Source organism: Sphingobacteriaceae bacterium GW460-11-11-14-LB5, from assembly GCA_002151545.1.
Taxonomy (GTDB): domain Bacteria; phylum Bacteroidota; class Bacteroidia; order Sphingobacteriales; family Sphingobacteriaceae; genus Pedobacter.
In genome coordinates, this window is record CP021237.1 from 5147770 (window position 1) to 5171996 (window position 24227).

Consider the following 24227-nt stretch of genomic DNA (forward strand, 5'->3'; position numbering starts at 1 on the left):
GCAATTAGCCTTATCTTTGCCCCTCAATGGAATACAATGTTCACACTTTGCCAAACGGCATACGCTTATTGCATGTGCCCGCGGCCTCTGCCATATCTCACGCCTGCATTATCGTCAACACAGGATCGCGCGATGAACCTGAAAACAAAGCGGGTTTAGCACACTTTATTGAGCATTTGATTTTTAAGCGTACCGAAAAACGGAGCACCAACCAGATTTTAAACCGCCTGGAGAGTGTTGGGGCAGACTTAAATGCTTATACCACGAAAGAATATACCTGTGTGCATGCTTCTTTTTTAAATCCATATTTAGACAGAACATTAGATCTTTTCAACGATATCCTGTTTCACTCCACTTTCCCGGAAGAGGAAATGGATAAAGAAAAAAGTGTAATCCTGGATGAGATTTCTTCTTATCTGGATCAACCGGAAGAGGCTATTAATGACGATTTTGAGGACATGCTTTTCGCTGGCCATGCATTGGGCAACAATATTTTGGGCACAACCGAATCCGTTCAGCATTTTACCAGAGCAGATGTCATCAATTTCAGGAAAGCCAATTACCGCACAAACGAAATTGTAGTGGCCGTTTTAGGCAATTACACCTTAAATAGTGTGGTAAATAAAGGAAGCAAACATTTCGCTGATGTTGAAGAGAATAATCCAAACGGAGAAAGGATTAAACCAGGCATAATTGCGCAAAGCAATACCACTATTTATAAGCCAATTACGCAGGCGCACTGCATTTTAGGCACACAGGCCTATTCTACGCACCAATCGCAAAAGGTGCCATTAATGCTGTTGAATAATTATTTCGGCGGCAACGGAATGAGTTCGGTACTAAATCTACAGATCAGAGAGCGGCATGGAATTGCATATACCATCGAATCTAATTTTTCGCCATTAAGCGATACCGGCATTTTTTCGATTTATTTCGGCACCGATAAAGAAAAACAAGCTAAAGCACTCTCTTTAATCTTTAAAGAGATTAAAAAGCTAAGGGAACATCCTTTAAATGAATTACAGCTACAAAAAGCAAAAAACAAATTTATCGGACAGATTGCTTTAGGAGAAGAAAACAGGATTGGTTTAATCATTTCAATGGCTAAAAGCCTCATCGATCACAACAAAATTGATTCTCTGGAAACTGTTTTTGAGAAAATAAATGCCGTTACCACCAAGCAAATGGCAGAAGTTACCGATGAGATTTTAAATATTGAGCAACTGAATATCTTTACTTTCTGCCCAATAGAGGAATAATTCTTATTTTTGTAAAAATAATGCTTTTGCATTGCTTGACTTTTTCGTCATTGCGAGGCACGAAGCAATCCTACAACGATCGCTAGTTACTCTGGCGCATTAAGATTGCTTCGTACCTCGCAATGACGGACGACATAAATATAATACAATGAAATTACCAATAGTAGCTTACGGCGATCCTGTCTTAAAAAAGGTAGGAACCGATATTGATAAAGATTATCCTGAATTAAAACAATTAATCAGCGACATGTTCGACACCATGTATTATGCAAATGGTGTGGGCCTGGCTGCTCCTCAAGTTGGTTTACCTATCCGTTTGTTTATTGTAGACACAGGCGAAGACGAAGATGGCAAACCAGGTTATAAAAAAGTATTTATCAACGCAGAAATTTTGGAAGAAACAGGAGAGGCCTGGAGTTTTAACGAAGGCTGCTTAAGTATTCCAGATATCCGCGAAAACATTATGCGCAAGCCGAATGTGAAGATTACTTATTTTGATGAAAACTGGGTAGAGCATACCGAGGATGTAGATGGAATGGCGGCACGCGTAATCCAGCACGAGTACGATCATATTGAAGGAAAATTATTTACCGATAAGGTAAGCGTGCTCCGTAAAACGATGCTCAAAAGTAAACTGGATGCGATTTCGAAAGGAAATATCAAAACAGATTACAAAATGAAGTTTCCGAATAAAAGCAAAAAAAGATAAGTTTTGATGTAAGATGTTAGGGGGAAAATGGAAACGTTTTCCCTTTTTTTATTTGTGCAATTGACGCAGGCGTCATCCTGAAATGTTTCCCGATCTTTATAACAGCATAGATCCTGAAATAAATTCAGGATGACGAATATCTTAATAAATCATTGTAATGATTGAGTAACTCGGAGTCTTCTCCGCGCAAAAATCCGAACTCCAGACTCCCGACTAATTCGTCCGGCTCTTATCGCCATCAAAAATCTGCTGCATTAGCTTGCCCCAGGCGAAAGGATTAAGCAGGGGATTGGTTTGCACCATATTCTTATTGATCATCCTATCGAAATTATACCGATAGTTTTGGCTGCCGATTTCCTGTCCATCGCGTGGTAAGGTTTGGATCAACCCATCAATTGATGAACGTGAAAGGTTCTTTTTGGCTATGGCCATATCATCATCCGCCAGTTTCATTGATAAAAACTCGCGGGTAAATTCTTCTGTTGTTGCCCATGGAAAAACACGCACCGATGGTAAATCGATCACGTTGGCTTTCAGTTTAACCATTATGGTGTACTTGCTATCCGGTGTGCTTTCAGGAATTACCGTAGAAAACTTTTTGTAACCAATAGCGGTGAACAAGATGGTATCACCAGGCTTTACAATGAAGGTAAAATACCCTCTATAATCGGCACCAACCCTTTTACTCTTCGCAGAAAGGTTGGTGATGGTAACGTAAGGAATAACATTTGAGCTGTCGATATCGGTAATAATCCCAGAAAATTGGATGAGTTTATCCTGTGCCGGCTTTTGTTGTGCAAAAGCGGTAACAGAAAAAATAAGGCAAATTAGGGCAACACAATATCTCATTAAGACAAAAGTAATTTTATTAATAAAACTTCCTTGTTAAATAGTGTTAAAGCTTATTCTTGCTCGGCCATGTTAACGGCAACTACTGAAGTGATCTGAGGAACAGCTTTCATAATGGCTTGTTCGATACCAGATTTCATAGTCATGAAACTCATCGGGCAAGAACCGCAGTTGCCTAAAAGTTTAAGCTTTACTGTTCCTTCAGATGTAATTTCTTCAACAGAAACATCACCTCCATCAGCCTTTAAATACGGCCTAATAGTTTCTAATGCCTGTTCTACTTGTTCTGTTAAATTCATTATATATATTTTAATTTATAAAAATAGTAATTTTTTAGCAATTCACCATTTGCGCATTGTTGATGGATATTTGCTGTGCAATTTTACTTGCAATATCGCCAAATATCACATCCAGCAAAGGATTTTGGTTCAATGCTACCGGTTTGCCTTGATCTCCAGCCTCCGAAATGCTCTGGATAATTGGAATTTCGCCTAAAAATGGCACATCAAAACGTGCAGCAAGTTCAGTACCACCACCTTTTCCGAAGATATAATATTTATTATCCGGCAATTCTGCTGGTGTAAAATACGACATGTTTTCAATAACACCTAAAATCGGGATATTAATCCCTGGCATCCTGAACATCGCTAAACCTTTGTGCGTATCGGCCAGGGCAACCTGCTGAGGTGTAGTAACCACAACCGCCCCTGAAATCGGGAAACTCTGCGTAATGGTGATGTGAATATCGCCAGTTCCCGGTGGAAGATCTACAATCAGATAATCCAGCTCACCCCAGTTGGTATCGTTAAACAATTGTTTTACCGCATTCGATGCCATTGGTCCGCGCCATGGCACTGGCTGCCCCGGATCGGCAAAAAAACCTAAGGATAATAACTTGATCCCGTATTTTTCGATTGGTAAAATTTTCGTTTTACCATCAGCCGTTTCTTCCGCACCTGGCTTGGCATCAACCAGATCGAACATGGTTGGTACAGATGGCCCATAAATATCGGCATCGATAAGGCCCACCTTGGCACCATCTTTAGCCAATACTACAGCCAGATTACTCGCTACCGTAGATTTACCAACGCCTCCTTTTCCGGATGAAACCAAAATGATGTTTTTGATGTTATCTAACGATGATGAATTACTTGGCTGGGTAACCCTCGAAGTTACATTTATGATTACTTCTGCCGTTGGCGATACAAAATGTTTGATGGCATTTGTACAGGCATTTTTTAGCATTTCCTTCATCGGACATGCCGGTGTAGTAAGCTCTAATGTAAAATTGACCTGGTTATCGGTAATCTGTAAATCTTTAATCATGTTTAAAGTAACCAGATCTTTTTTAAGATCGGGATCTTCGACATTTTTAAGCGCATCTAAAACTTGTTGCGGGCTAATCTGCATGGTATTAATTTAAATTCAAAATTAACAAAACATAGCCACAAATACTTTTATTTAGGCTTTTTAACTGTAATTTTAACACGAAATAAACATTTAATTGTTACGTTTAAGCAATTAACCATTTTAACGACTATATGCGAATACCAAAAATTAAGATCCCCAAAAAATATTTAAAAATCGGAGCCTGGGTTTTAGGTGTTTTTTTAGTTGTTTGTATTGCTTTAGGTGCAGTTGCCTATAGCAAAAGGGAAGCACTTCTTAAAAAAATGGTGGCCAAAGCAATTGCTAAAGCCGACAAGGATTATGGTTTGGAGGTTAAAATCGGATCGGCTGGTTTTACCGGACTCAGCACCGTAAAAATGACCAATATTTCTGTTGTTCCGAAAGACAGAGATACCCTTTCAAATATTGGGGAACTCAGTGTAGGCGTAAAACTATTCCCGCTTATTTTTGGTAAAGTAAAACTCTCAGAAGTAAAACTGAACAATGGTTTTGTAAGCGTAGTGCTTAAAGATTCTACCACAAACATCGATTTCATCTTAAAAAGAAAGAAAAAAGACAGTACCCAAACCAATGCAAAAGCCAATTTACCAGAAATAGCCAGTAACATTTTAAATCAGGTTTTATATAAAATCCCTGATGATATGGACGTAAAAAACATGGTTTTTAAATTAAACGACCATGATACAGCCAAATTGAGTTTTGCAACTACTGCCACAATTGATGGCGGTGACCTAAAATCAACCATTGATGTGAATGGTCATGAATCTACCTGGCATGTAGATGGTTATGTAAACCCAGGAAGCAAAGAATTAAGCTTTACGGCTTATGCCGATGGAAAAAAGCTGGAATTACCTTACCTCAATAACAAACTCCACGCAAAAATCAGTTTTGATACTTTGCAAACCGAGTTAAAAAATGCGAAATACAGTGGTGATGATTATAAGATTTCAGGCTCATGGTCGGTTAAAAACATGTTGATTAATCAGCCCCGCATTGCGTCAAACGATATCATTGTCCAAAACGCAAAACTGGATGCCGATATTTTAGTGGGACCTAATTACATTGCTTTAGACAGCACTTCAACGGCTTACCTCAAAAATGCACAGATCCATCCTTTTGTTAAATATACTTTAGGAAAGAATAAAATATATGAATTAAAACTAAATGCCGAAGAGCAGGACGCACAAGGGGTTTTAGATGCTTTTCCGCAAGGTTTGTTCGAATCGCTTGAAGGCTTAAAAGTACAGGGTAAGGTTAAATATAACCTGAATTTTTATTTAGACACTAAAATACCAGATAGTGTCCGTTTTAGCTCTACATTAACACCGGTTAATTTCAAAATTGTACAATGGGGCAAAACCAATCTGCAAAAAATCAACAGTCCGTTTGTTTATACACCTTACGAGTATGGCAAACCGATGCGCGATATTACCATAGGGCCATCAAACTCAAATTTTACCCCTTTATCGTCGATATCTAAAAACTTTATCAATGCGGTTTTAACGGCAGAAGATCCTTCATTTTTTACACATAATGGTTTTGTTGAAGAATCGATCCGTAAATCTATCGCCGTAAACTTTAAAGAAAAGAAATTTAAACGCGGTGGCAGTACCATCAGTATGCAGCTGGTTAAAAACGTTTATTTAAGCCGTCAAAAAACATTGGCCCGTAAAGCTGAAGAAATTTTAATTGTTTGGCTTATCGAACACAATCACCTGGTAAGCAAGCAACGGATGCTGGAGGTATATTTCAACATTATGGAACTTGGTCAGAATATTTATGGAATAGGTGAGGCTTCGCGCTATTATTTCGGAAAACAACCTGCCGATTTAACCATCGGTGATGGATTATTCCTGGCGAGTATTGTACCTAAGCCCAAAGCATCTATGTACAAATTCATGGCCGATGGCAGTTTGAAACCTTACATGTTCAACTACTTCAGGTTCATGGGAAATATCATGGCAAGAAGAGGTCTGGTTGCAAGTGATACTTCGGGTTATGGCTTTTATAACGTCCGTTTAAGAGAAGGTTTACGCCGGTATTTAGCACCTGATACAGCTGTTATTGACACAACTGTATTCGATGATGATGAAGATGGCTTGCCACCGGTAATTGTACAGGATAAAAACAAAAGTTTATTCGATCGTATTTTTGGTGGTGGATCTAAAAAAGATACTTCCAGCAAACAGATAAGCAACCCAGCTGATACGGGTAAAACCAAAAAACAGCTAAGGCAGGAGCGAAGGGAAGAACGAAGAAGACAAAAGGAACTGGAGAAGGCGCAGCAGTAACCAATTGGCGATTGGCAGTCCGCAGTTGAATCAAAGGATTAAACAATTAACCAAATCAAGTTGATCTCAGCAATTCAACAATAAGACAATTAACAATAACCTTACATCACAAATGCACAAAATAAAAGTAGAGGATAAAGAGTTCGAGATATTTTTAGAGAATGACACCTTAAACAAAAGGATCCGTTTGCTGGGCATCCAGATGAACGTTGACTACGAGGGCAAATGCCCCTTGTTTATTGGTGTGCTAAATGGCAGTTTCCTGTTTATGGCCGACCTGATCAAAGAAATTGATGTGCCCTGCGAAGTTGCTTTTATGCGTGTGGCTTCCTACGAAGGAACAGCGAGCTCGGGAAATGTAAAAGAATTAATCGGACTGCCAGATAACATTGAAGACAGAGATATTATCATAGTGGAAGATATTGTTGATACAGGCCTAACCTTAACGCATATTTTAAAAACGATAAAAGAAAAAAATCCGGCTTCGGTTAAAGTAGCTTCGCTTTTACTTAAGCCAAGTGCTTTAAAATATGAAATTGAAGAACTGGAATACGTTGGTTTTGAAATACCTAACGAGTTTGTAGTGGGCTACGGACTGGATTATAATGGCCTGGGTAGAAACCTGACAGATATTTACAGAGCAACGGGCGCATAATTTTTAGATTGGATTAATTTATTTTTCGCACCTTTGCCCAATAATTTCTAAAACAATGACCATACATAAAGAAGGCTACACCACCATTGCCTTAAGCATCTTGTTTATCTTCGTAATCAACGCGGTAGTCGATTATAAATATCACGACATCACCTGGTTACGCTGGTTCATTTACATTTTTTCAGCTGCATTATTTATTATTGTGTTGCAGTTTTTCCGCAACCCGAGCCGCAGCTTTTCTTCAGGCGAAAACCTGGTGATCTGCCCGGCAGATGGTAAAGTTGTCGTAATAGAAGAAACAGAAGAAGGTGAATATTTTAAAGATAAACGTTTACAGGTTTCGATTTTTATGTCGCCAATAAATGTTCACATTAACCGTAATCCGATTTCGGGTGTGGTGAAGTTCTTCAAATATCACCCGGGAAAATATCTGGCTGCATGGAATCCAAAATCCTCAACGGAGAACGAACGCACGACAACTGTCGTAGAACATAAAAATGGTACGCCTGTATTGTTCCGTCAAATTGCCGGCGCTCTTGCCCGTAGAATTGTATGGTATGTAAAAGAAGGAGATCAGGTGGTACAAGCTGAACAATTCGGTTTCATTAAATTCGGATCGAGGGTTGATGTATTTTTGCCTGTAGGCACAAAAGTGAACGTAGAACTTAACCAGGTTGTAAAGGGTGGTATCACTACCCTGGCGACTTTAAGTTAAGGATACAATATTTTAAAAAAAGCCGGTTTAGTGAATGCTAAATCGGCTTTTTTGTTTTTACCTTGCTTTCCAAAAAAGTAATTTCTTTATTAGCCCAACATGGCCATACTTATAGCACTTTCATTAATTAAAGCGGTGGTCTGTGGAGGAACAGACCACGGGATCAGACCTGATAGATTTTAATCAGTAGCATCATTACCCACCTCTTCGTTCGTGCCTGCAGGAGCTGGTCTATCGCTAATTAAACGCTGAGTAGGGTAGGCGAAATCTGATTTATTCCGGATAACGATATCCATAATTTCCAGATTGATTTCCTGCCTGATTTTAAGGAATTCGGCATATTCCAACACTGTTACAAAATAGTTAACTTCTACATTCAAACCAGAGTCGCCAAAGCTTTTAAATGAAGCATTGCCATCATCACTGGTACCCTGATGACTGTTGATGTAACTTTCTATTTCGCTAATGATTTTTCTGAGTGAAGCTGAATTGGTTTCGTAGGTAAGACCGATAATAAAAGATACTTTCCGCGAGTTTCTTAGTGAAAGATTTTCTAAAACACCATCAATCATCCCTCTATTGGGGATCGTAGCCATGGTTTTTTCGGAAGTTCTGATCCTTGTACTCCTGAAACCAACCTTTTCAACCGTGCCTTCCACACCGTCAACCTTTACCAGGTCGCCAACGGTAAATGGTTTATCTAAAAAGATGGTGAACGAACCTATTAAGTTCTCTAAACTCTCTTTAGCGGCCAAAGCAATGGCAATACCACCAATACCCAATCCGGTAATCAGCGTCAATACATTAACCTCGAAAACAAAACCCAGAAGGGTGAAAAAACCGATAAAGATTACGATTGTTTTAAACAGTTCCTTTAAAAAGGGAACCAATTGATCGTCGGCCTTATTATCGGTAAGCGAAGCTTTATATAACAAAACGTGACTAATGAAGTCGATTATCCTTAAAATAATCCAAAAAACAGACAGGATGATCCCAAACAAAAATATCCGGTCGACACAATCTCCAATGGTTACGGGTATTAATTCTTTAACCTTACCAATTAATTTGCTATAATGGAATACAGCTACCTCTAAGGGATGTTTTAACTGGTTGATGGAAAGATAAAGTGTAGTTAACAGAATAAAAACCTCAATAGGTTTTACCAGTAAGGCAACGAAAGCATCGTTATGCGATTGATTGGAAAAGTTTTTAAAAAGCTTAAACAGCAACCTGCTTAACAGCTTAGAAACAATATTTTTGAAAACTAAGCCTAAAAAAAGTATCCCTCCGAAAAGGAAATAGGCTTTTACGGTGTTACCCCAAAAAACTTGGTCGAAAAAAGCAGAATCTAACATTTAACAAAGGTACAAACAAAAAAACCTCCACGAAATTAATCGTGAAGGCTATATCTTATAATAAAGAGTATTATTTTCTCAAAGATTTGATACGAGCAGCTTTACCAGTTAAAGCACGTAAATAGAACAATTTCGCTCTACGAACTTTACCATAGCTATTCACTTCTACTTTCTCAATGTTTGGAGAACTAAAAGGGAAAATACGCTCAACACCAACGCCGTTGCTCATTTTACGAACGGTGAAGGTTTCATTAGCACCTGCACTGTTACGTTGTATTACAACACCTTGGTAAATTTGAACACGTTCTTTATTACCTTCGCGAATTTTATAGTGTACGCTCACTGTATCGCCAGACTTGAACGCAGGAAAATCTTTTTTCGCGATGGCCTGCTCTTCAACAAATTTTACTAAATCCATGATTTTAAGCTATTAAACCAACTTTCTTTACCTTGAAAATCGGATTGCAATATTAGGGATTTTTTTTCATATAAAAAAACCTATTTTAATTTTTTCCACAATCTTTATGAATTCCACATTCGATTGTGTTAAATGCTTCTATTCCAAAAGGTCAGCAGGGCACTTATTCGCCAGCTTATTGCGAAATTTAGCCAATAATATTCTGCGCTAAATTATTTACCCACTGCTCGTTTATGTGTGTATGGCACAGTTGGGCAATGTTTCTTCTGCTTTAATAATTTTTTCCAAAATAGTATCCCGGCTTTCTTCTACTCCTTCATCGTGAGGGGATATATGCAGTTCTTTAAGGTTTTTTAAATCTTTTAAAACCCATATATCTTCTAACCTGATTTTAGTTCTCCAGATATCAAGGTATTCCAAATCGGTTAGTTTGTTCAGATAGGGCAGGCACGCTTTAGTAATATTTTCATGTTTCATGAGCGTTAAATGCTTAAGCTGCTTAACCGTGCTGATCAATTTCACGCCCTCATCGGTTACCCTCGTTTCTTTCAGATAAACGCTCCCCATAACCGAAACTTTTGCAAAAAGCATGGCCAAATACTCATCATCAACCAACGAATCGATGCTGGTAAAACCAGGCAGCTCAGCAGGAATGTTTTTTCGCTTCGGTAATTTGCCCAAAATGCCACCAGAACTGTTTTTCCGCTCCTTTGAGTTTCATTACTTAGCCTTATTCTTCATAGACGCCGTAGCCTACGGTACCCGATTTATCTTTTTCATTAGCCGAGGTTACAAAATTAAGTTTAGATCCCTTTATGCTCCATACACTCGTGGTTATTGTTTCCCCGTCAACATCTTCTTTAATCACTTTAGCTTTGTATCCTTTATCTTTTAGCTCCATCTCGATAAAAACATTATTTGGTGCGCCAGCATAAATGCAACTTACTCCTGTGGTTTTATTTTGTTTGTTGTAATTCACACCAACCAAATCGAACTGCGAACTAAAGGTAAATATTTCATTGGTGTCATCATCATAACCTTTGTCTACCTCTCCCTTTTTAAACCCTTTATCCTTCATAAACGAGTCGACGTTTCCCCTTGTCGTTTTGTAATACACATCGTAAATGAGGGCCAGCTTTTTATTCTCAAATTTTATCTGACTAAAGGCTACGGTTCCCTGAAATAAAAACAATAGCAATATTATATTTTTCATATCTATTTTATTTTTAGTGAAATAAAGCGTTATTGTGTAATTTCTTTTCCTGTTTTATCCATCGAGCCCCATCTGCCATTTAACCTAAAAATGGCTGCCCCATTTTTAAATTCACCAACCGCATCATACTTTATTGGAATCACTTCTTCGCCTGTTTTACTGATAAAACCTTCTTTTCCATTAAGCCCGGCTTTGGCTAAGCCCCCCTCAAAGTCGCTGATAAACCTGTATTTAAAAGGAATAATTTCATTCCCGTTTTTGTCAATGGCGCCATAAACTTTATTCCGTTCAACCGGCGCAACCCCGTCCGAAAAATCTTTAACATAGTCGTATTTAAATTTGGTAATTTCTTTACCTGTTTTATCTATAAAAGCCCATTTGTCTTTTAGCTTAACACCCGCAAAACCATCTTTAAAAGAATTTACGCCCTCATACTTTAGGGCTGTAATTTCCTTGCCTGCCGGGTCAACAAAACCATATTTATCGTTTAATCTTACCCAGGCAAATCCTCCATAAAAATCAAAGGCAACATCGTATTTTATGGCTGTGATTTCTTTACCTGTTTTATCGATATAACCTTCTTTCCCATTTAGTTCAACCTTACCAAAACCTTCTTTAAAATAAGTAGCGTTATCGTATTTAAAAGGAATGATTACTTTACCTGTTTTATCGATAAAACCAAATTTTCCATTTTGTTTAACAGCAATCAAACCTTCCTCGAAACTTCGGCTATCCTCATATATTAATGGGATAACTACTTTTCCGCTTTCATCGATGAAACCATGTTTTCCATTCAGTTTAACGTTTATTATGCCTTCTTTAAAACTATAGCCAACCTCATCGTAAGTAAAAGGAACAACTTCCTTTCCGGTTCTGTCTATAAATCCGTATTTGCCTTTATCGTTTCGTTTGGATTTTAAATTTTGTGCATAACCTGTAATACCCAGTGTACACAGCAATGCTGTAGCGATTAATTGTCTCATTTTCATTAATTTAGAGGATGGATTAATTTGTTAAGCTAAAGTATATGAAAGATACGCCGGCAGGAATACCCAGTAAAGGGTATATTTACAGATACAGAATTTACTGAAACGGCTAAAGTTTAGCGATGGGATGGGATATTGATCTGAATAATCGTGCCTTCGTTTTTAACGCTACTGATTTCGAAATTACCCTTGTAATAATTCACCCGCTTTTCGATGTTTTCGAGGCCAAAACCTTTACTTGTTTTCTGCAGATCGAAGCCGAGCCCATCATCGGTAAATTGAAAATGGTAGTTTTTGGGATATTTATAAAGCTCGATGGTAATTAACTCCGCATTACCATGTTTAATGGCATTGTTTATTACCTCCAGGGTGATAAGGTATACATCATAAATCCATTTTTCATCAATTTTATCAGGAAAATCATAACAAAAAAGCTCAATTTTTGCATCTGTTAAACCCGCATTTAAACTTGAAATCTGGCTTTGCAGACTTGACACCAATGCCCCTTCATCAAGTGCTTTTGGCAGTATTTTATGAGATATCTCTCTGATGTCTTCAGCCAGTTCATTTATGGTTTGTTTGGCAAGTCCAACATTTCTCATGTCGAAGAGGTGGATAATGTGCGCGATCTTACTCCCTACATTGTCGTGAATGATATTGGCGATATTTCTCCGCTCACGGAGCTGAACTTCACTAATGGCCCTTAATGAGCTTTCCTTTTCGAATATAACCTCCTGCATCAGCTCGTTGTTCTTCAAAAAAATATCGATATAATTTCTCGATAAAATGTATCCGAATAAAAATACCTCATAGAGACTGATAAATAACATCCAGTTATCGCCCAGTGATTGTGGAATAATTTCAAATGTTTTTAAAATTAAACATGCGCCCCAAACAAGTTGCGGAACAAAGGCAAGAAGCGCGTAAACGGCCTGGGTTTTTTCTATTTTTAGGTGTGCCACTGCCGACCAGAAAAGTATGAATATTGAAGCCAGGAATATGATGTAGCCCAGCACAAAAAAGTAACGGAACTCAACATCTTTATAAAGCACCAATAACGAAACCGAAATTAAAATCAGCAAAAAGTTTATGCCTCCGAGTGCTATAATTAATTTATGCTTAACGGGCTGATTTTCTTTGAGCTTTAAAAAATGTCCAAGGAAAATACTCAGGGCAATGTACCAAAGTGCCCCGGTGTAAACCCGGCCCTCGCTAAAAAACCTAAACTCCGGAAATAAAACATGCTTGGCAAAGTTGGTTGTAATTGCCGTGTAAAATGCAGTTAATATGGAATAGCCAATGTAATAAACATACAGCCTGTCCTTCGTCATCAAAAATAATATTGCATTGATCATGAGCAGCAAAAAGACGATGCCAATAAAAAAGGAAGTCAGCGCTGTTTTTCTTGATGACTTAGCTTCAAGGTAATCCTGATTTTCAAGGCTGTAGGAAAAATCTAAATAGGAGGTCACTTTTTTAACCCTAACCCAGACTAACCTTTCTTCGTTTGGCTGCAGATTAAGCTCGAATGCCAGGGTTTCGATAAAAGGGCTTTTGCCAACCGTCCTATCACCAATGGTTTTAATTACTTTACCATCATAAAGGCTCAGGCTATCGATATGGTTATTGTTAAAACATAGCCATGTTTTTGTGCTTTGTGAAGTGTTTACATTTTTTACAATGAACCTGCACCATACCGCTGCATCTCTGTTGTAGCCGATGTTAATTTTGTCGTTTTGCTTAAATGCATGAAATTTTTGTTGCTGAAGAAGGTCGATCGTCCACGATGAGTTTTGGTCTACGGCATAGCTGGAAACTACCGATACTGATTTGCTTGTGGTTTGTGCCCGGGAGAATAGCGGGAATAGCAGAAAGCTAATCAAGTAGATTATTCTCATGAGCAAATTTAATGAGCGAACTACTGTTATTAATTTCCAGCTTCCGGTGGATATTCTTCCGATGGGTAGTTACGGTGGTGATGCTGATAAACAGTACTTCAGCAATTTCCTTACTGGTTAATCCTTTGATGATTAACTTAATAATCTCTTTCTCCTGTTTAGATATCCGGAATTTATTAACGATTGAACCATCAATGGCACTGTATACACTCTCGCCTTTTTTATAAATCTTATTGGTATAAAACTCCCTGTTTTTGTTTGATTCGATAATACTGATCAGCTCCTCGGCAGGTGTTTCTTTTTTCAGGAAAGCATTTACACCCAATTTCTTTGCCTTTTGAATCAGAAAATCCTCGTAATAAGCAGTGAGTACAATTATTTTGGTGTTTTTCAGCTGAAGTTTGAGTTCTTCAATCAATACAAACCCATCAAAGTGGTTAATATTTAGATCACAGATGAACACATCAGCATGGTTTTGCATTAAATGGTTTCTGCAAGAATGCGCATCACTAAATTTAAAAATGTCGTAGTTATTCCCCGTATTTTTAAGCAATTCGGAAATGCCATTTAAAAAAAGTAAATGGTCATCACAAATAACAATCTGTTTGGGCATATGATCGGGACTAGAAGCTTTTCTCCTAAAATAGAATTTACCTTTATTATTTACAAGGAAATTTACTCTAAAAGATCAGGACGGCGCGTTTTAGTTCGCTCCAGGGCCTGTTCGTGTCTCCATTCATTCACTTTAGCCTCGTGGCCGCTTAATAAAACATCAGGCACTTTATGCCCACGCCAGTCTGCCGGACGGGTATAAACCGGTGCATCAAGCAGTTCTCCCTGAAAACTATCAGATAGGGCAGAAGTTTCATCATTTAAAACCCCTGGGATTAAACGCACAACAGCATCTACCACAATTGCAGCAGGCAGCTCTCCGCCACTCAAAACATAATCCCCAACCGATATCTCCCTCGTTACAAAGATATCCCGTATACGCTGATCTATGCCCTTATAGTGGCCGCACAAAATAATGATGTTTTTTTTAATGGAAAGTTCGTTGGCTGTGCTCTGGTTTAAAGTAACACCATCCGGGCTCATGAAAATAATTTCATCGTATGCTCTTTCCGCCTGCAGTTTTTCAATACAGGCCGCAAATGGCTCAATACTCATCACCATACCGCTACCGCCGCCATATTGGTAATCGTCTACACTTTTTTGTTTGTTGGTGGCATAATCCCTCAGGTTATGAACAACAATTTCGGCTATGCCTTTTTTTTGCGCACGTTGCAAAATAGAATGAGCAAACGGACTTTCTAATAAAGCGGGCAAAACTGTGATAATATCGAAACGCATGGTGCAAAGGTAAGTCTTTAGTCTGAAGTCTTTAGTCCGAAGTAAAATTTTGCGATTACTAAGTTGTCCACTGATCGTGTATTACAGCAACTAAGTAATAACCATTCTCATATTTTTTAAAAACAAGCCTCAAACTGCTCCAGTCTAAACCATTGTATTTTTGATCGAAACCACTGAAATAATATTCGGTAAAGTGAAGTTGAGGATAAATTTCTTTGAGGTTATTGATCGAATTGCCATTACCAATAAAAGCATCGTAGTCTTTTTTCTCGGCAGCTAAATAATCGGCATTGTAAATATAACGGTCGATATAAGGCTTAACCCGCAGCTTAATTGCTTCTCCTGATCCATCGTAATGTCCCCAGGTTAATATCCAATGTTTATCAATGGCCTCCAAAAAATCTTTGGCCAGGATTTGTTTATGCGTAAAATCTATAAAACCGTATGGCGAAAAGCGTACGCCTTCAACAGGATGGAAACACGATGCGAAACGGCTGTAATCTTTTGCTTTTAGAGCGCTTAACACTATGGAAGCCACTTTTTGAATCGAATCTTTTTGGGTGATCTTTCGTGCCTTATTTAAAGTCGTTTTATTTCCGGCCTGATCATTTTGTTTTGTTTGATTACAGGCGAAAAAAAGAAACACTGCGATGATCAGTAAATACCTCATAACAGATAGAACGAAAAACCACAAAAAAAGTTTCTTGTTAAATTTACTATTGCATTAAGTAAACATCCAGCAAACCTTCTGGTAAATCGAGGGTTAGTGTTTTTTCATCCTCATCGTATTCTACAATGAAATCTTCGTTTAGCGGGAACAGGATTTCGGTTTCTTTATACATCACGGTAGCCACAAATTGTTGCGGATATTCGTTCACCTCCACAATTTCGCCCAGTTCGCCCAAAGTTTCATCAATGGCTAAATATCCTTTAAAGTCGGTATAGAAAAATTCTCCTTCTTCGCGCTCGGGCATTTGCGCCAGGGGCAGGTATAATTTCTTTTTTAATAGCGGCTGTACCTTATCGATATGGTCAGCATCATCAAAGTTGAAATAGCCCGTTTTATTGGCTTGTAGTTTTGCCGAAGCCACGAAATAGGGAACAAGCTTACCATTCATATCGGCAAATACCACATCAAATTCGAGTTGTTCGTATTCATCAAATTCGAAAAATACCTGAACTTCTCCCTTTAAACCCCTTGTTTTGGTAACGTAACCTATATAAAATGCTTCTTCGTGTTTCATAACTACCCCTAAATCCCCTAAAGGGGACTTTTTAACACCCCCCTTTAGGGGCAGGGGGTATTAAAAAAATAGCGTTCCGAATATCCGGAACGCTATTTTGTGAGACAAAATAATTAAAATTATTCTGCTCCTTCTTCTTCAGTTGCTTCAGCTTCAACAGCTGGTGCTTCTTCAGTAACTTCTTCTTCAACAACTTCTTCTGCAACTGGTGCATTTTTAGCTGCGATAGCTGCTGCTTTATCTTCTTTTTTCTTAGCTTCTGCTGCTAATGCTGCTTTACGCGCATCTGCTTTAGAAGTAGCTAAACCTTCTGTTTTACCAGAGATTTTACCAGCCTTAGCATCTAACCAAGCAGCAAATTTCTCATCTGCCTGTTCTTGAGTTAAAGCTCCTTTTTTAACACCACCTTCTAAGTGTTTTTTGTATAAAACACCTTTGTAAGAAAGGATAGCACGAGCGGTATCAGTTGGTTGTGCACCACTGTTTACCCAAGCTAAAGTTTTTTCGAAGTTAATTTCGATGGTAGCAGGATTGGTGTTTGGGTTATAAGAACCTAAACGCTCAATAAATTTACCATCACGTGGAGAGCGAGAATCTGCTACCACAACGTGGAAAAAAGGTTTTCCTTTTTTACCGAATCTTTGCAATCTGATTTTAGTTGCCATTTCTTTTTGTATTTATGTATTCAACATAGTTCCCGGAGCTTCATGCTGCGGGGCTGCAAAGATAACTAAAATACTGTAAATTAAAAACATAGTTTAATTTCTTTGTTTTCAGGATATTTGCGCCAAAATATTTGCAGATACAAAATGGAAAGAATTGCGATTGATATGGACGAGGTGATTGCCGATCCCCTTGGAAAATTTATTAAACTATACAACCGGGATTTTAATGTTCCCTTAGATTTAAAAATTGATGCCGGAAACGAAATCTACCACCATGTTCCGCAGGATGTGAACCAGAAATGGTTCGAATATATAAATGAACCTGGCTTTTTCCGCGATCTTGAAGTTATTGCCGATAGCCAGCGGGTAATTAAGGCGCTACAAGAGAAATATGATGTTTACATTGTTTCTGCAGCGATGGAGTTCCGTAATTCATTGCTTGATAAATACGACTGGATGGCCGAACATTTTCCTTTCATCGATTGGCAACACATCATGTTCTGCGGAAATAAAATTGTGAATGTTGACATTATTATCGACGACCGCACTAAAAACTTTGTGAATTTTGCCGGCAGGCCATTATTGTTTACCTCTCCGCATAATTTACTGGTAACCGAATACGAGCGCGTTAATACCTGGGAGGAGGTTGCTGGATTGTTATTGTAATATTAATTCATAGGGGTCGACTTAAGTCGACGCCCATGAATGTGAAAAATCAATATCATTTCTAAAAATTAAACTCCCCGACCAAATTTCCCCCGCTTTTTCCAGCCGCCATTGGCAGCACAATTACTTTTCTTTGTTGATTACCTGTTGCATATCGGGTATAGATCTCGGCGGTTACGGTTGTTGGGCCGCTAATGTTAATCTGCCTGTCGCCGTAATAGTTCACTTCTATTTTATATTTTCCCTTGATCGCTTTTTTGATCATAAATTGTTCAGGACCATAACCTGAAGTAAAATCGTTGCTAATCCTGCCACCTATTTTTGTCTTCGCGTTTCCATAAAATCCTTTTTCGCCTGTTGGGTCGGTTAACCAGAGGTCGATATCGGTATCATTTTTATTCCAGTTTAGCACCACGCGTACATCTACTGGCAATGGCTGAATTAACCTTTTATCAATTCCTTTGGTACTTAATTTATTGCCATGTTTGGCAATCAGATTATTGATTTCGGAAATCACAATCTCTTCAATTCCCTGGTCGCGATCAGCAATCTGCGTATTATAACTTTGGGTAAGTACCTTATAGAGGTTATCTAAGGCATTTTGGTACTGCCCGTCATCGGCTAAGGCCAGGGCATAATCGCGATAACTTTGAGCGTCCATTGGCCGCCATTGCAAAACCTTCTGTGTGATAAAAATCTCATCTTTATAATTACCGGTCTGTTTTAATTTATAGGCTAGCGTTTTATATAAATCGGCATTTTCGAGATCCAGATCAGCAATATTACTTAAAATGGTCAGTGCCCTAACGCTATCCTTCTGTTGATAAAACCAATTGGCCACATCAAAATAAAACATAGGCGTACTCATGTAAGCCGAACGCATTTTCAGATAAGCCTGATAAGCACTATCTGGTTTTCCCACCAGGTTTTTCATATAATCCTTATCGCTTTTAAATTCGGGAATTATTATAGCCGGCTGGTTTTCTGCTATGGTCCTGGAGCGGGTTATATTCAGACCAGCCACCTTGCCCTGAAGCTGGCTCATTACATCTGTAGATGAACTTTGCTGTAAATCCTTTCCACTAATGGTTGCTACGGAGCCCGTAACAGTTGTTTTTCGTTGAGTACCATATCCCACGACCACAACTTCATTAAGCGCGTTAGCTTCATTATTGGTTAATGCCTGTTTCGCAACCGCAGCAGGCATTCTTACCTGACTTGCAGACTCGGCCCTGTATCTCGCACGCGCTTGGTCGGCAGCCTGATCTCTTCTTCTCTCTTCGCCAACCGGATCTGAGATGACAATATTCGCTGTGGGATCTCCATTTACATCACTTCGCCGCGGATCAGGATAGCCCTCTTTCTTCTTTTCTGTTCCTTTATAATAGAAATCGGTATTCCACCAGGTTTTCAGCTCTTTGGTCATGGCTACCGCCGCATTGATCAAATCTTCTTTACGTTCTAAAATAGCCGTTCTCCGTTGCTTTAAAACCGCATTATAGGCCTGTTGCAATTCAACGGGTGGTACGATATCATAACGCAAATAATCATCAAGGTTTTCTAAAACGATAAGACTGGTATTGCGGGTAACGATACCAAACTGTTTGCTTAAAACACTAATATCGTCCTTATTATCTTCATATTGAATGTCCATTTCAGCAATTTTCTTCTGTGCCCAAATACGGCTAACATCAATGCTGCTTAAAGCATGCTCCGTAACATTTAACCGAACAACTTGTTCTGAAATGACTGTATTTCCGAAGCCGAACTGCAACGTAAATTCGGTGTTAAACTCATTCATAATGCCGGCCAGAGAGAAATGTCCGTTTACATTTACTTTCATTGACGGATAAGTCTGCCTTACATCTGCGCCGTTTTTAATCCCTAAAAACTGAAGGTTTTGCTGGTTCAATTGTTTAAAAGCCTCTGTAACAGAAGTGGAATTGAGGTTTACAAACTGTCCGCCACTTTTCATACTGATCAATTTCAATGTACTATAATCAGCTTTAAGGGCTGTATTAATGCAGTGGACAGGTTTATTTAAGTTAACCGTATTTTTTCCAAACGTAGATAGTCCATCAGTAAATAAGATATATTCGTCGGCCTGCAGGCTTTTAGTGTTGATGGCGCTGAAATTTGTACCTCCATCATATACCAGATGATTCAGTTTATCTTTTAATGGTGTCCAATTACCGTTCGAGATTACAAAAGTTCCTGCATCTTTAAAGCCATTGTTAACCAAGCCCAACTGTATGGTTAAATTTTGTTTCTGTTGGATAATCAAATCCAAGAGTTCGATTTCCTTCTCCGTATTACGCTGAAGACCACTTAAAGAAACATCCCATATTAAACCGATTTGATTACCCCACTGTTTTTTGCGACTCTCGGCTTTAGGGAAAACATTCACCAGAAAATAATAACCTGTTGATGCTTTTTGCATTTGCACCTCGGTCAGATCATTTCGTTTTGGCAGATTGATAGTCAGACCTTTTTTAGGCTGATAATTGGTTTTATTGATCTCCCCAACATAGGTATTGCCATTGGCCTTTAAATCGAAGCTGCCGTCGGGCTGTTCGCCAAGCTCAGGCTTGATGATGCTTTCGAAAACAGTGGTTTTTAGTGTAAAGCTTTCAATTGCCTGGTTGTAATCGAGCGGTAAATGATATTTTAAAACGTTGTTATTGTTAAATCCGAGCTCTTCTTCATAACCAACCATTATGGTTCTGCTGCCATTGGCAGGCAAGGGATAAATCCTGGTACGGAAATTATTTCCCTCTACTTTCTCCAGCAAACCCGGATCAACTCTTCTCCGCTCAATACTTTCAAAAACCTCAGTTGCTTTGGCTTTTTCTACCGGAACAGCTTCGCGCATTTTCCCGTTAATATCTAAAGCGTAACGGCTTATACTTACCCCCTCCGGCATTGGAAAGGTGAGTTCACCCTCTAAAATGCGGTTACTACTGTTGTGGAAGGTCATGGTCATTACCGTGGTCGCCACATTTCCTGTAATCTGCACATCAATATTTAACTTTTTAAGTTTAACGGCATCTTTTTGTTCGCCGGTTACCGCTTGTTGTACTTTTAACACGGGCATTTGCGCCTGAACGAAAGATCCAATCAATAATAAGGCAAAGAGGACTAAGGTTTTAGAAGGTTTCATAATGGTAATTTTAAATAGTGATGCAAAAGCATTCCCGATTGCATAAATTTATTTTACGCGAAACACATTTTATTTGATTTAACATTCGCCATTGCCAGCCTAAAGTGAAATTGACTTTTCTAAAAAATGTAACATTTCTAAAAAAATTTGTTCTAATTATTAAAACTGAAGCTATGTTAGTCACTACAACGCCCACGGTTGAGGGCAGAAAAATTGTAAAATATATTGGTCTTGTTACCGGAGAAACGATTATTGGGGCAAATATTTTTAAGGATTTATTTGCAGGAATAACGGATATCGTAGGGGGAAGATCGAGTTCTTACGAACGCGTTTTAAGAGAGGGGAAAGATACTGCAGTTAACGAAATGCAACAATATGCAGCAGCCCTTGGTGCAAATGCTATTGTTGGTGTAGATTTAGATTACGAAACTGTAGGAAGCGGTGGAAGCATGTTAATGGTGAGCGCCAATGGCACCGCTGTAATTTTAGAAGATTAAGAAATTTGCTTATTGCGAAACTAAGCAAAAACAAGAAAGTCTTTCCGGTGCGGGAAAGACTTTTCTTTTATAAACTATTTTCGTTTAAAACGAAAGAATATCAATTAGTTTTAACCATTTAGAACTCACCTTCTCGGCATTGATGTGCTTGATCGCATGATCAAAAGGAGTAAAAACAATTTCGCGGTTGATCTGGCCAGCCATTACACCACTTTCACCATTAATTAAACCTTCTACCGCCGCAACGCCTAAGCGACTGGCCAATACGCGGTCCATACAGGTTGGTTTACCCCCGCGCTGAATGTGCCCCAGAACCGAAACCTTTGTATCGTAATGTGGGTATTTTGCCTGCAAAATTTCACCAACTTTAAATGCACCACCAGTATCATCACCTTCGGCAACAATAATAATTTTTGATGCCTTATCCTTACGGCTATGCTCTAACTTGTGCAAAATATCGTCTGCATTCATATTTGCCTCCGGAATCATGATGGCTTCGGCACCAACACCGATTCCACTTCTCAAAGCAATTAGCCCCGAGTCGCGACCCATTACCTCAACAATAAAAAGCCTGTCGTGCGATTCGGCTGTATCTCTGATTTTATCTACCGCATCGATAACCGTATTAATCGCAGAATCGTATCCAATGGTAAAATCGGTACCCGCCAAATCGTTATCAATAGTGCCCGGCAGGCCTACAATCGGGAAATCGAACTCTTTAGAAAAAATATTGGCTCCTGTAAATGTTCCATCACCACCAATTACAACCAAGGCATCAATTCCATTGGCTTTCAGGTTTTCGTATGCTTTTTTTCTGCCTTCTACGGTTTTAAATGCTTCGCTACGGGCTGTTTTTAAAATGGTCCCCCCACGTTGAATAATATTCGCTACAGATTTGCGGTCCATAGGGATAAAATCATTGTTGATCAGCCCTTCGTATCCCCGCATAAAGCCGGTTACTTCAATGTCATAATAAATAGAGCCCCTAACAACAGCTCTGATTGCGGCATTCATGCCTGGCGAATCTCCGCCAGAGGTTAAAACGCCAATATTCTTAATCTTATTCATTTGTTTGTTTCTTAGCAAATTCGGATAATCCATTATCCAGGTATTGCAAATATTTATCTATATCAAATTCAACTCCAATAGGAGGCGAAACTAATTCTTTTTCATCAGTACCCAAAAGTACATAATATGGTTGCGAAATGGTATTAAATCTTTCGGCCTGCAAATGTTTAAATTTTTTGCCAACAGTATTCACTTTGGTTCCTAAAATTTTAGACTCAAATTGCTCTGGAACGGGTAAACTTGTTTTATCATCTGTATAAAGCGATACAACGATATAATCTTCTTTTAATTTTTTAAGCACTCTTGGGTCAGACCATACCCTGGCTTCCATTTCTCTACAATTTACACAGCCATGGCCTGTAAAATCTAAAAACAATGGTTTTTTTACTTCTTTAGCATAAGCCAGTGCTTCCTGGTAATCGAAGAATCCATCAATATTATGGGGAATATGCAGGAATTCTGAATATTTCCTTTTTGCATGCGTAGGTGTTGCGCCAGCGTTCGAGCCAGCACCACTATCTTGCCCAATTACAAAATCCTGAGTTGATAAAGGTGGCACCAATGCACTTACTGCTTTTAAGGGTGCGCCCCATAAGCCAGGGATTAAATAAATGGCAAATACAAAAGTTGCTGTTGCAATAAATAATCTCGGTACAGAAACATAAGGAAGATCGCTATCGTGAGAGAATTTAATTTTTCCCAGTAAATAAACACCCAGGATTAAAGCGAGCACAATCCAGATGGCCAGGAAAATCTCCCGGTCTAATATTCCCCAGTGGTAGGCCAAATCGGCAGTAGAAAGGAATTTTAACGATAATCCCAACTCTAAGAAACCAAGGAAAACTTTAATCGAATTTAACCATCCTCCAGATTTTGGCAAGCCCGTCATTAAACTAGGAAAAATGGCAAACATGGTAAAAATCAACGCTAATGATAGTGAAAAACCAAACATTACCACTACAGGCGTTAACAGGTCAGTATTAATGGCCACCAATGAGGTTCCAATTAGCGGGCCTGTACAAGAGAAGGAAACAACCGCTAGGGTTGCTGCCATAAAAAATATCCCGCTTAAGCCTTTGGCATCCGATTTTGCATCAAGTTTATTCACAAATGAACTTGGCAAGGTAATTTCGAAAGCACCTAAAAATGATACCCCGAAAATAATCAGGATAAGGAAGATAAAAATATTAAAAAATCCATCTGTGGATATTTCATTTAATGCACTTGCACCCCAGATCAAGGTAATAATTACACCTAAACCAACATAAATTACAATGATGGATAGGCCATAAATGATGGCGCTCCTGATTCCTTTTGCCCTGCTTTCAGCCCTTTTGGTAAAAAAACCAACGGTAAGTGGAACCATAGGGAAAATACATGGAAGAAAAAAAGCAGCTATACCAGCCAGCAGCCCTAAGCCAAAGGTTACCCATAGCGATTGTTTCGGAGCAACAGTTGCAGCAACCGAAGCTTTTTCTACTTTGGCGGAATCCTTTTTAACCGTATCATTAACCGTTTTTACGGCGCTGTTTGCTGCACTATCCTGTGCAGAGCCTACTTCGGTAAAAACAATATCATCAGGAGGAGCAGTTGCTGTGGTGTCTTGTGTTACTAAAGCGTAACTCTTAACGGCAGGCAATGCCATAAACATTGTAGCCATTAACAACAATAATAAGACCTTTTTCATTTGTGTGTTTTGTGTGTGTGTTTTGAAACCGTGAAATTAAGAATAATTTTAGAAACGATTTTTTCTTAAGCCCTACACCACGTAGATTTTACTTTAAAAAGAAACAGTCCCGAAAATTCGGGACTGTTTGTA

At 38.7% G+C, this 24227-nt stretch carries 23 protein-coding genes and 1 pseudogene; 7 read left to right on the plus strand and 17 right to left on the minus strand.

Features of this window, described 5'->3' with window-relative positions:
- Window positions 1-26 precede the first annotated feature (26 nt).
- The gene (locus CA265_20870; GenBank protein ARS41974.1) at window positions 27-1259 is read left to right on the plus strand and encodes a peptidase M16; all 1233 of its coding nucleotides are present in this window, start codon (window positions 27-29) and stop codon (window positions 1257-1259) included.
- Between the two features lie 148 nt (window positions 1260-1407).
- Window positions 1408-1968, plus strand: coding sequence for a peptide deformylase (locus CA265_20875; GenBank protein ID ARS41975.1), 561 nt, complete (start codon window positions 1408-1410; stop codon window positions 1966-1968).
- A gap of 213 nt (window positions 1969-2181) precedes the next feature.
- Here the strand turns inward: CA265_20875 and CA265_20880 are convergent, their stop codons facing one another.
- The 3 genes from CA265_20880 to CA265_20890 are packed head-to-tail and all read right to left on the minus strand — an operon-like array spanning window position 2182 to window position 4227.
- The gene (locus CA265_20880) at window positions 2182-2817 is read right to left on the minus strand and encodes a hypothetical protein (protein ARS41976.1); all 636 of its coding nucleotides are present in this window, start codon (window positions 2815-2817) and stop codon (window positions 2182-2184) included.
- A gap of 53 nt (window positions 2818-2870) precedes the next feature.
- A complete protein-coding gene (locus CA265_20885) occupies window positions 2871-3116 on the minus strand; it encodes an iron-sulfur cluster biogenesis protein NfuA (GenBank protein ARS41977.1) in 246 nt (81 codons plus the stop codon).
- A 34-nt stretch (window positions 3117-3150) separates the two neighbouring features.
- Window positions 3151-4227: an MRP family ATP-binding protein gene (locus tag CA265_20890; protein ID ARS41978.1), complete on the minus strand. Its 1077-nt coding sequence runs from the start codon at window positions 4225-4227 to the stop codon at window positions 3151-3153.
- A 131-nt stretch (window positions 4228-4358) separates the two neighbouring features.
- Between CA265_20890 and CA265_20895 the strand changes: the two genes are divergently transcribed.
- From CA265_20895 to CA265_20905, 3 genes are all read left to right on the plus strand, one after another.
- Window positions 4359-6518: a penicillin-binding protein gene (locus CA265_20895; protein ARS41979.1), complete on the plus strand. Its 2160-nt coding sequence runs from the start codon at window positions 4359-4361 to the stop codon at window positions 6516-6518.
- Window positions 6519-6630: 112 nt separating this feature from the next.
- Entirely contained in the window at window positions 6631-7173 is a 543-nt protein-coding gene (locus CA265_20900) for a hypoxanthine phosphoribosyltransferase (GenBank protein ID ARS41980.1), read from the plus strand.
- A 55-nt stretch (window positions 7174-7228) separates the two neighbouring features.
- Window positions 7229-7888: a phosphatidylserine decarboxylase gene (locus CA265_20905; protein ID ARS41981.1), complete on the plus strand. Its 660-nt coding sequence runs from the start codon at window positions 7229-7231 to the stop codon at window positions 7886-7888.
- Between the two features lie 179 nt (window positions 7889-8067).
- Here the strand turns inward: CA265_20905 and CA265_20910 are convergent, their stop codons facing one another.
- The 11 genes and pseudogenes from CA265_20910 to CA265_20960 form a co-directional block, all read right to left on the minus strand.
- The gene (locus CA265_20910) at window positions 8068-9243 is read right to left on the minus strand and encodes a mechanosensitive ion channel protein MscS (GenBank protein ID ARS41982.1); all 1176 of its coding nucleotides are present in this window, start codon (window positions 9241-9243) and stop codon (window positions 8068-8070) included.
- A gap of 70 nt (window positions 9244-9313) precedes the next feature.
- Window positions 9314-9661 carry a 50S ribosomal protein L19 gene (locus CA265_20915; protein ID ARS41983.1) on the minus strand — a complete coding sequence of 116 codons (348 nt, stop codon included), beginning with the start codon at window positions 9659-9661 and terminating at the stop codon, window positions 9314-9316.
- Window positions 9662-9892: 231 nt separating this feature from the next.
- A pseudogene (locus CA265_20920) lies at window positions 9893-10382 on the minus strand (hypothetical protein).
- Between the two features lie 9 nt (window positions 10383-10391).
- Window positions 10392-10874, minus strand: a complete 483-nt coding sequence (locus CA265_20925; protein ID ARS41984.1) for a hypothetical protein — start codon at window positions 10872-10874, stop codon at window positions 10392-10394.
- 29 nt (window positions 10875-10903) lie between these two features.
- Complete coding sequence (locus CA265_20930) at window positions 10904-11863, minus strand: hypothetical protein (protein ID ARS41985.1); 960 nt, start codon at window positions 11861-11863, stop codon at window positions 10904-10906.
- Between the two features lie 113 nt (window positions 11864-11976).
- The gene (locus CA265_20935; protein ID ARS41986.1) at window positions 11977-13758 is read right to left on the minus strand and encodes a hypothetical protein; all 1782 of its coding nucleotides are present in this window, start codon (window positions 13756-13758) and stop codon (window positions 11977-11979) included.
- A complete protein-coding gene (locus tag CA265_20940) occupies window positions 13736-14371 on the minus strand; it encodes a hypothetical protein (GenBank protein ARS41987.1) in 636 nt (211 codons plus the stop codon). Before CA265_20940 ends, CA265_20935 begins: the two co-directional genes overlap by 23 nt.
- 62 nt (window positions 14372-14433) lie before the next feature.
- Window positions 14434-15108 (minus strand): tRNA (guanosine(37)-N1)-methyltransferase TrmD, encoded by a 675-nt coding sequence (locus CA265_20945; protein ID ARS41988.1) that lies wholly within the window; start codon window positions 15106-15108, stop codon window positions 14434-14436.
- Between the two features lie 58 nt (window positions 15109-15166).
- On the minus strand, window positions 15167-15778 hold the full coding sequence (locus tag CA265_20950) for a hypothetical protein (protein ARS41989.1): 612 nt from the start codon (window positions 15776-15778) through the stop codon (window positions 15167-15169).
- A 46-nt stretch (window positions 15779-15824) separates the two neighbouring features.
- On the minus strand, window positions 15825-16352 hold the full coding sequence (locus tag CA265_20955) for a 16S rRNA processing protein RimM (GenBank protein ID ARS41990.1): 528 nt from the start codon (window positions 16350-16352) through the stop codon (window positions 15825-15827).
- Window positions 16353-16471: 119 nt separating this feature from the next.
- Window positions 16472-17017, minus strand: a complete 546-nt coding sequence (locus tag CA265_20960) for a 30S ribosomal protein S16 (GenBank protein ID ARS41991.1) — start codon at window positions 17015-17017, stop codon at window positions 16472-16474.
- A gap of 165 nt (window positions 17018-17182) precedes the next feature.
- On the opposite strand from CA265_20960, the gene CA265_20965 reads away from it, so the two are divergent.
- A complete protein-coding gene (locus CA265_20965) occupies window positions 17183-17683 on the plus strand; it encodes a 5'(3')-deoxyribonucleotidase (protein ID ARS43079.1) in 501 nt (166 codons plus the stop codon).
- A 61-nt stretch (window positions 17684-17744) separates the two neighbouring features.
- Here the strand turns inward: CA265_20965 and CA265_20970 are convergent, their stop codons facing one another.
- Window positions 17745-20843 carry a hypothetical protein gene (locus CA265_20970; GenBank protein ARS41992.1) on the minus strand — a complete coding sequence of 1033 codons (3099 nt, stop codon included), beginning with the start codon at window positions 20841-20843 and terminating at the stop codon, window positions 17745-17747.
- A 173-nt stretch (window positions 20844-21016) separates the two neighbouring features.
- On the opposite strand from CA265_20970, the gene CA265_20975 reads away from it, so the two are divergent.
- Window positions 21017-21340, plus strand: coding sequence for a hypothetical protein (locus CA265_20975; GenBank protein ARS41993.1), 324 nt, complete (start codon window positions 21017-21019; stop codon window positions 21338-21340).
- 84 nt (window positions 21341-21424) lie between these two features.
- Here CA265_20975 and CA265_20980 read toward each other — a convergent pair whose 3' ends face one another.
- Both CA265_20980 and CA265_20985 read right to left on the minus strand, forming a co-directional pair.
- Window positions 21425-22408 (minus strand): 6-phosphofructokinase, encoded by a 984-nt coding sequence (locus CA265_20980; protein ID ARS43080.1) that lies wholly within the window; start codon window positions 22406-22408, stop codon window positions 21425-21427.
- Window positions 22401-24095: a hypothetical protein gene (locus CA265_20985; GenBank protein ARS41994.1), complete on the minus strand. Its 1695-nt coding sequence runs from the start codon at window positions 24093-24095 to the stop codon at window positions 22401-22403. The genes CA265_20980 and CA265_20985 overlap by 8 nt, the downstream gene beginning before the upstream one ends.
- Window positions 24096-24227: the final 132 nt, after the last annotated feature.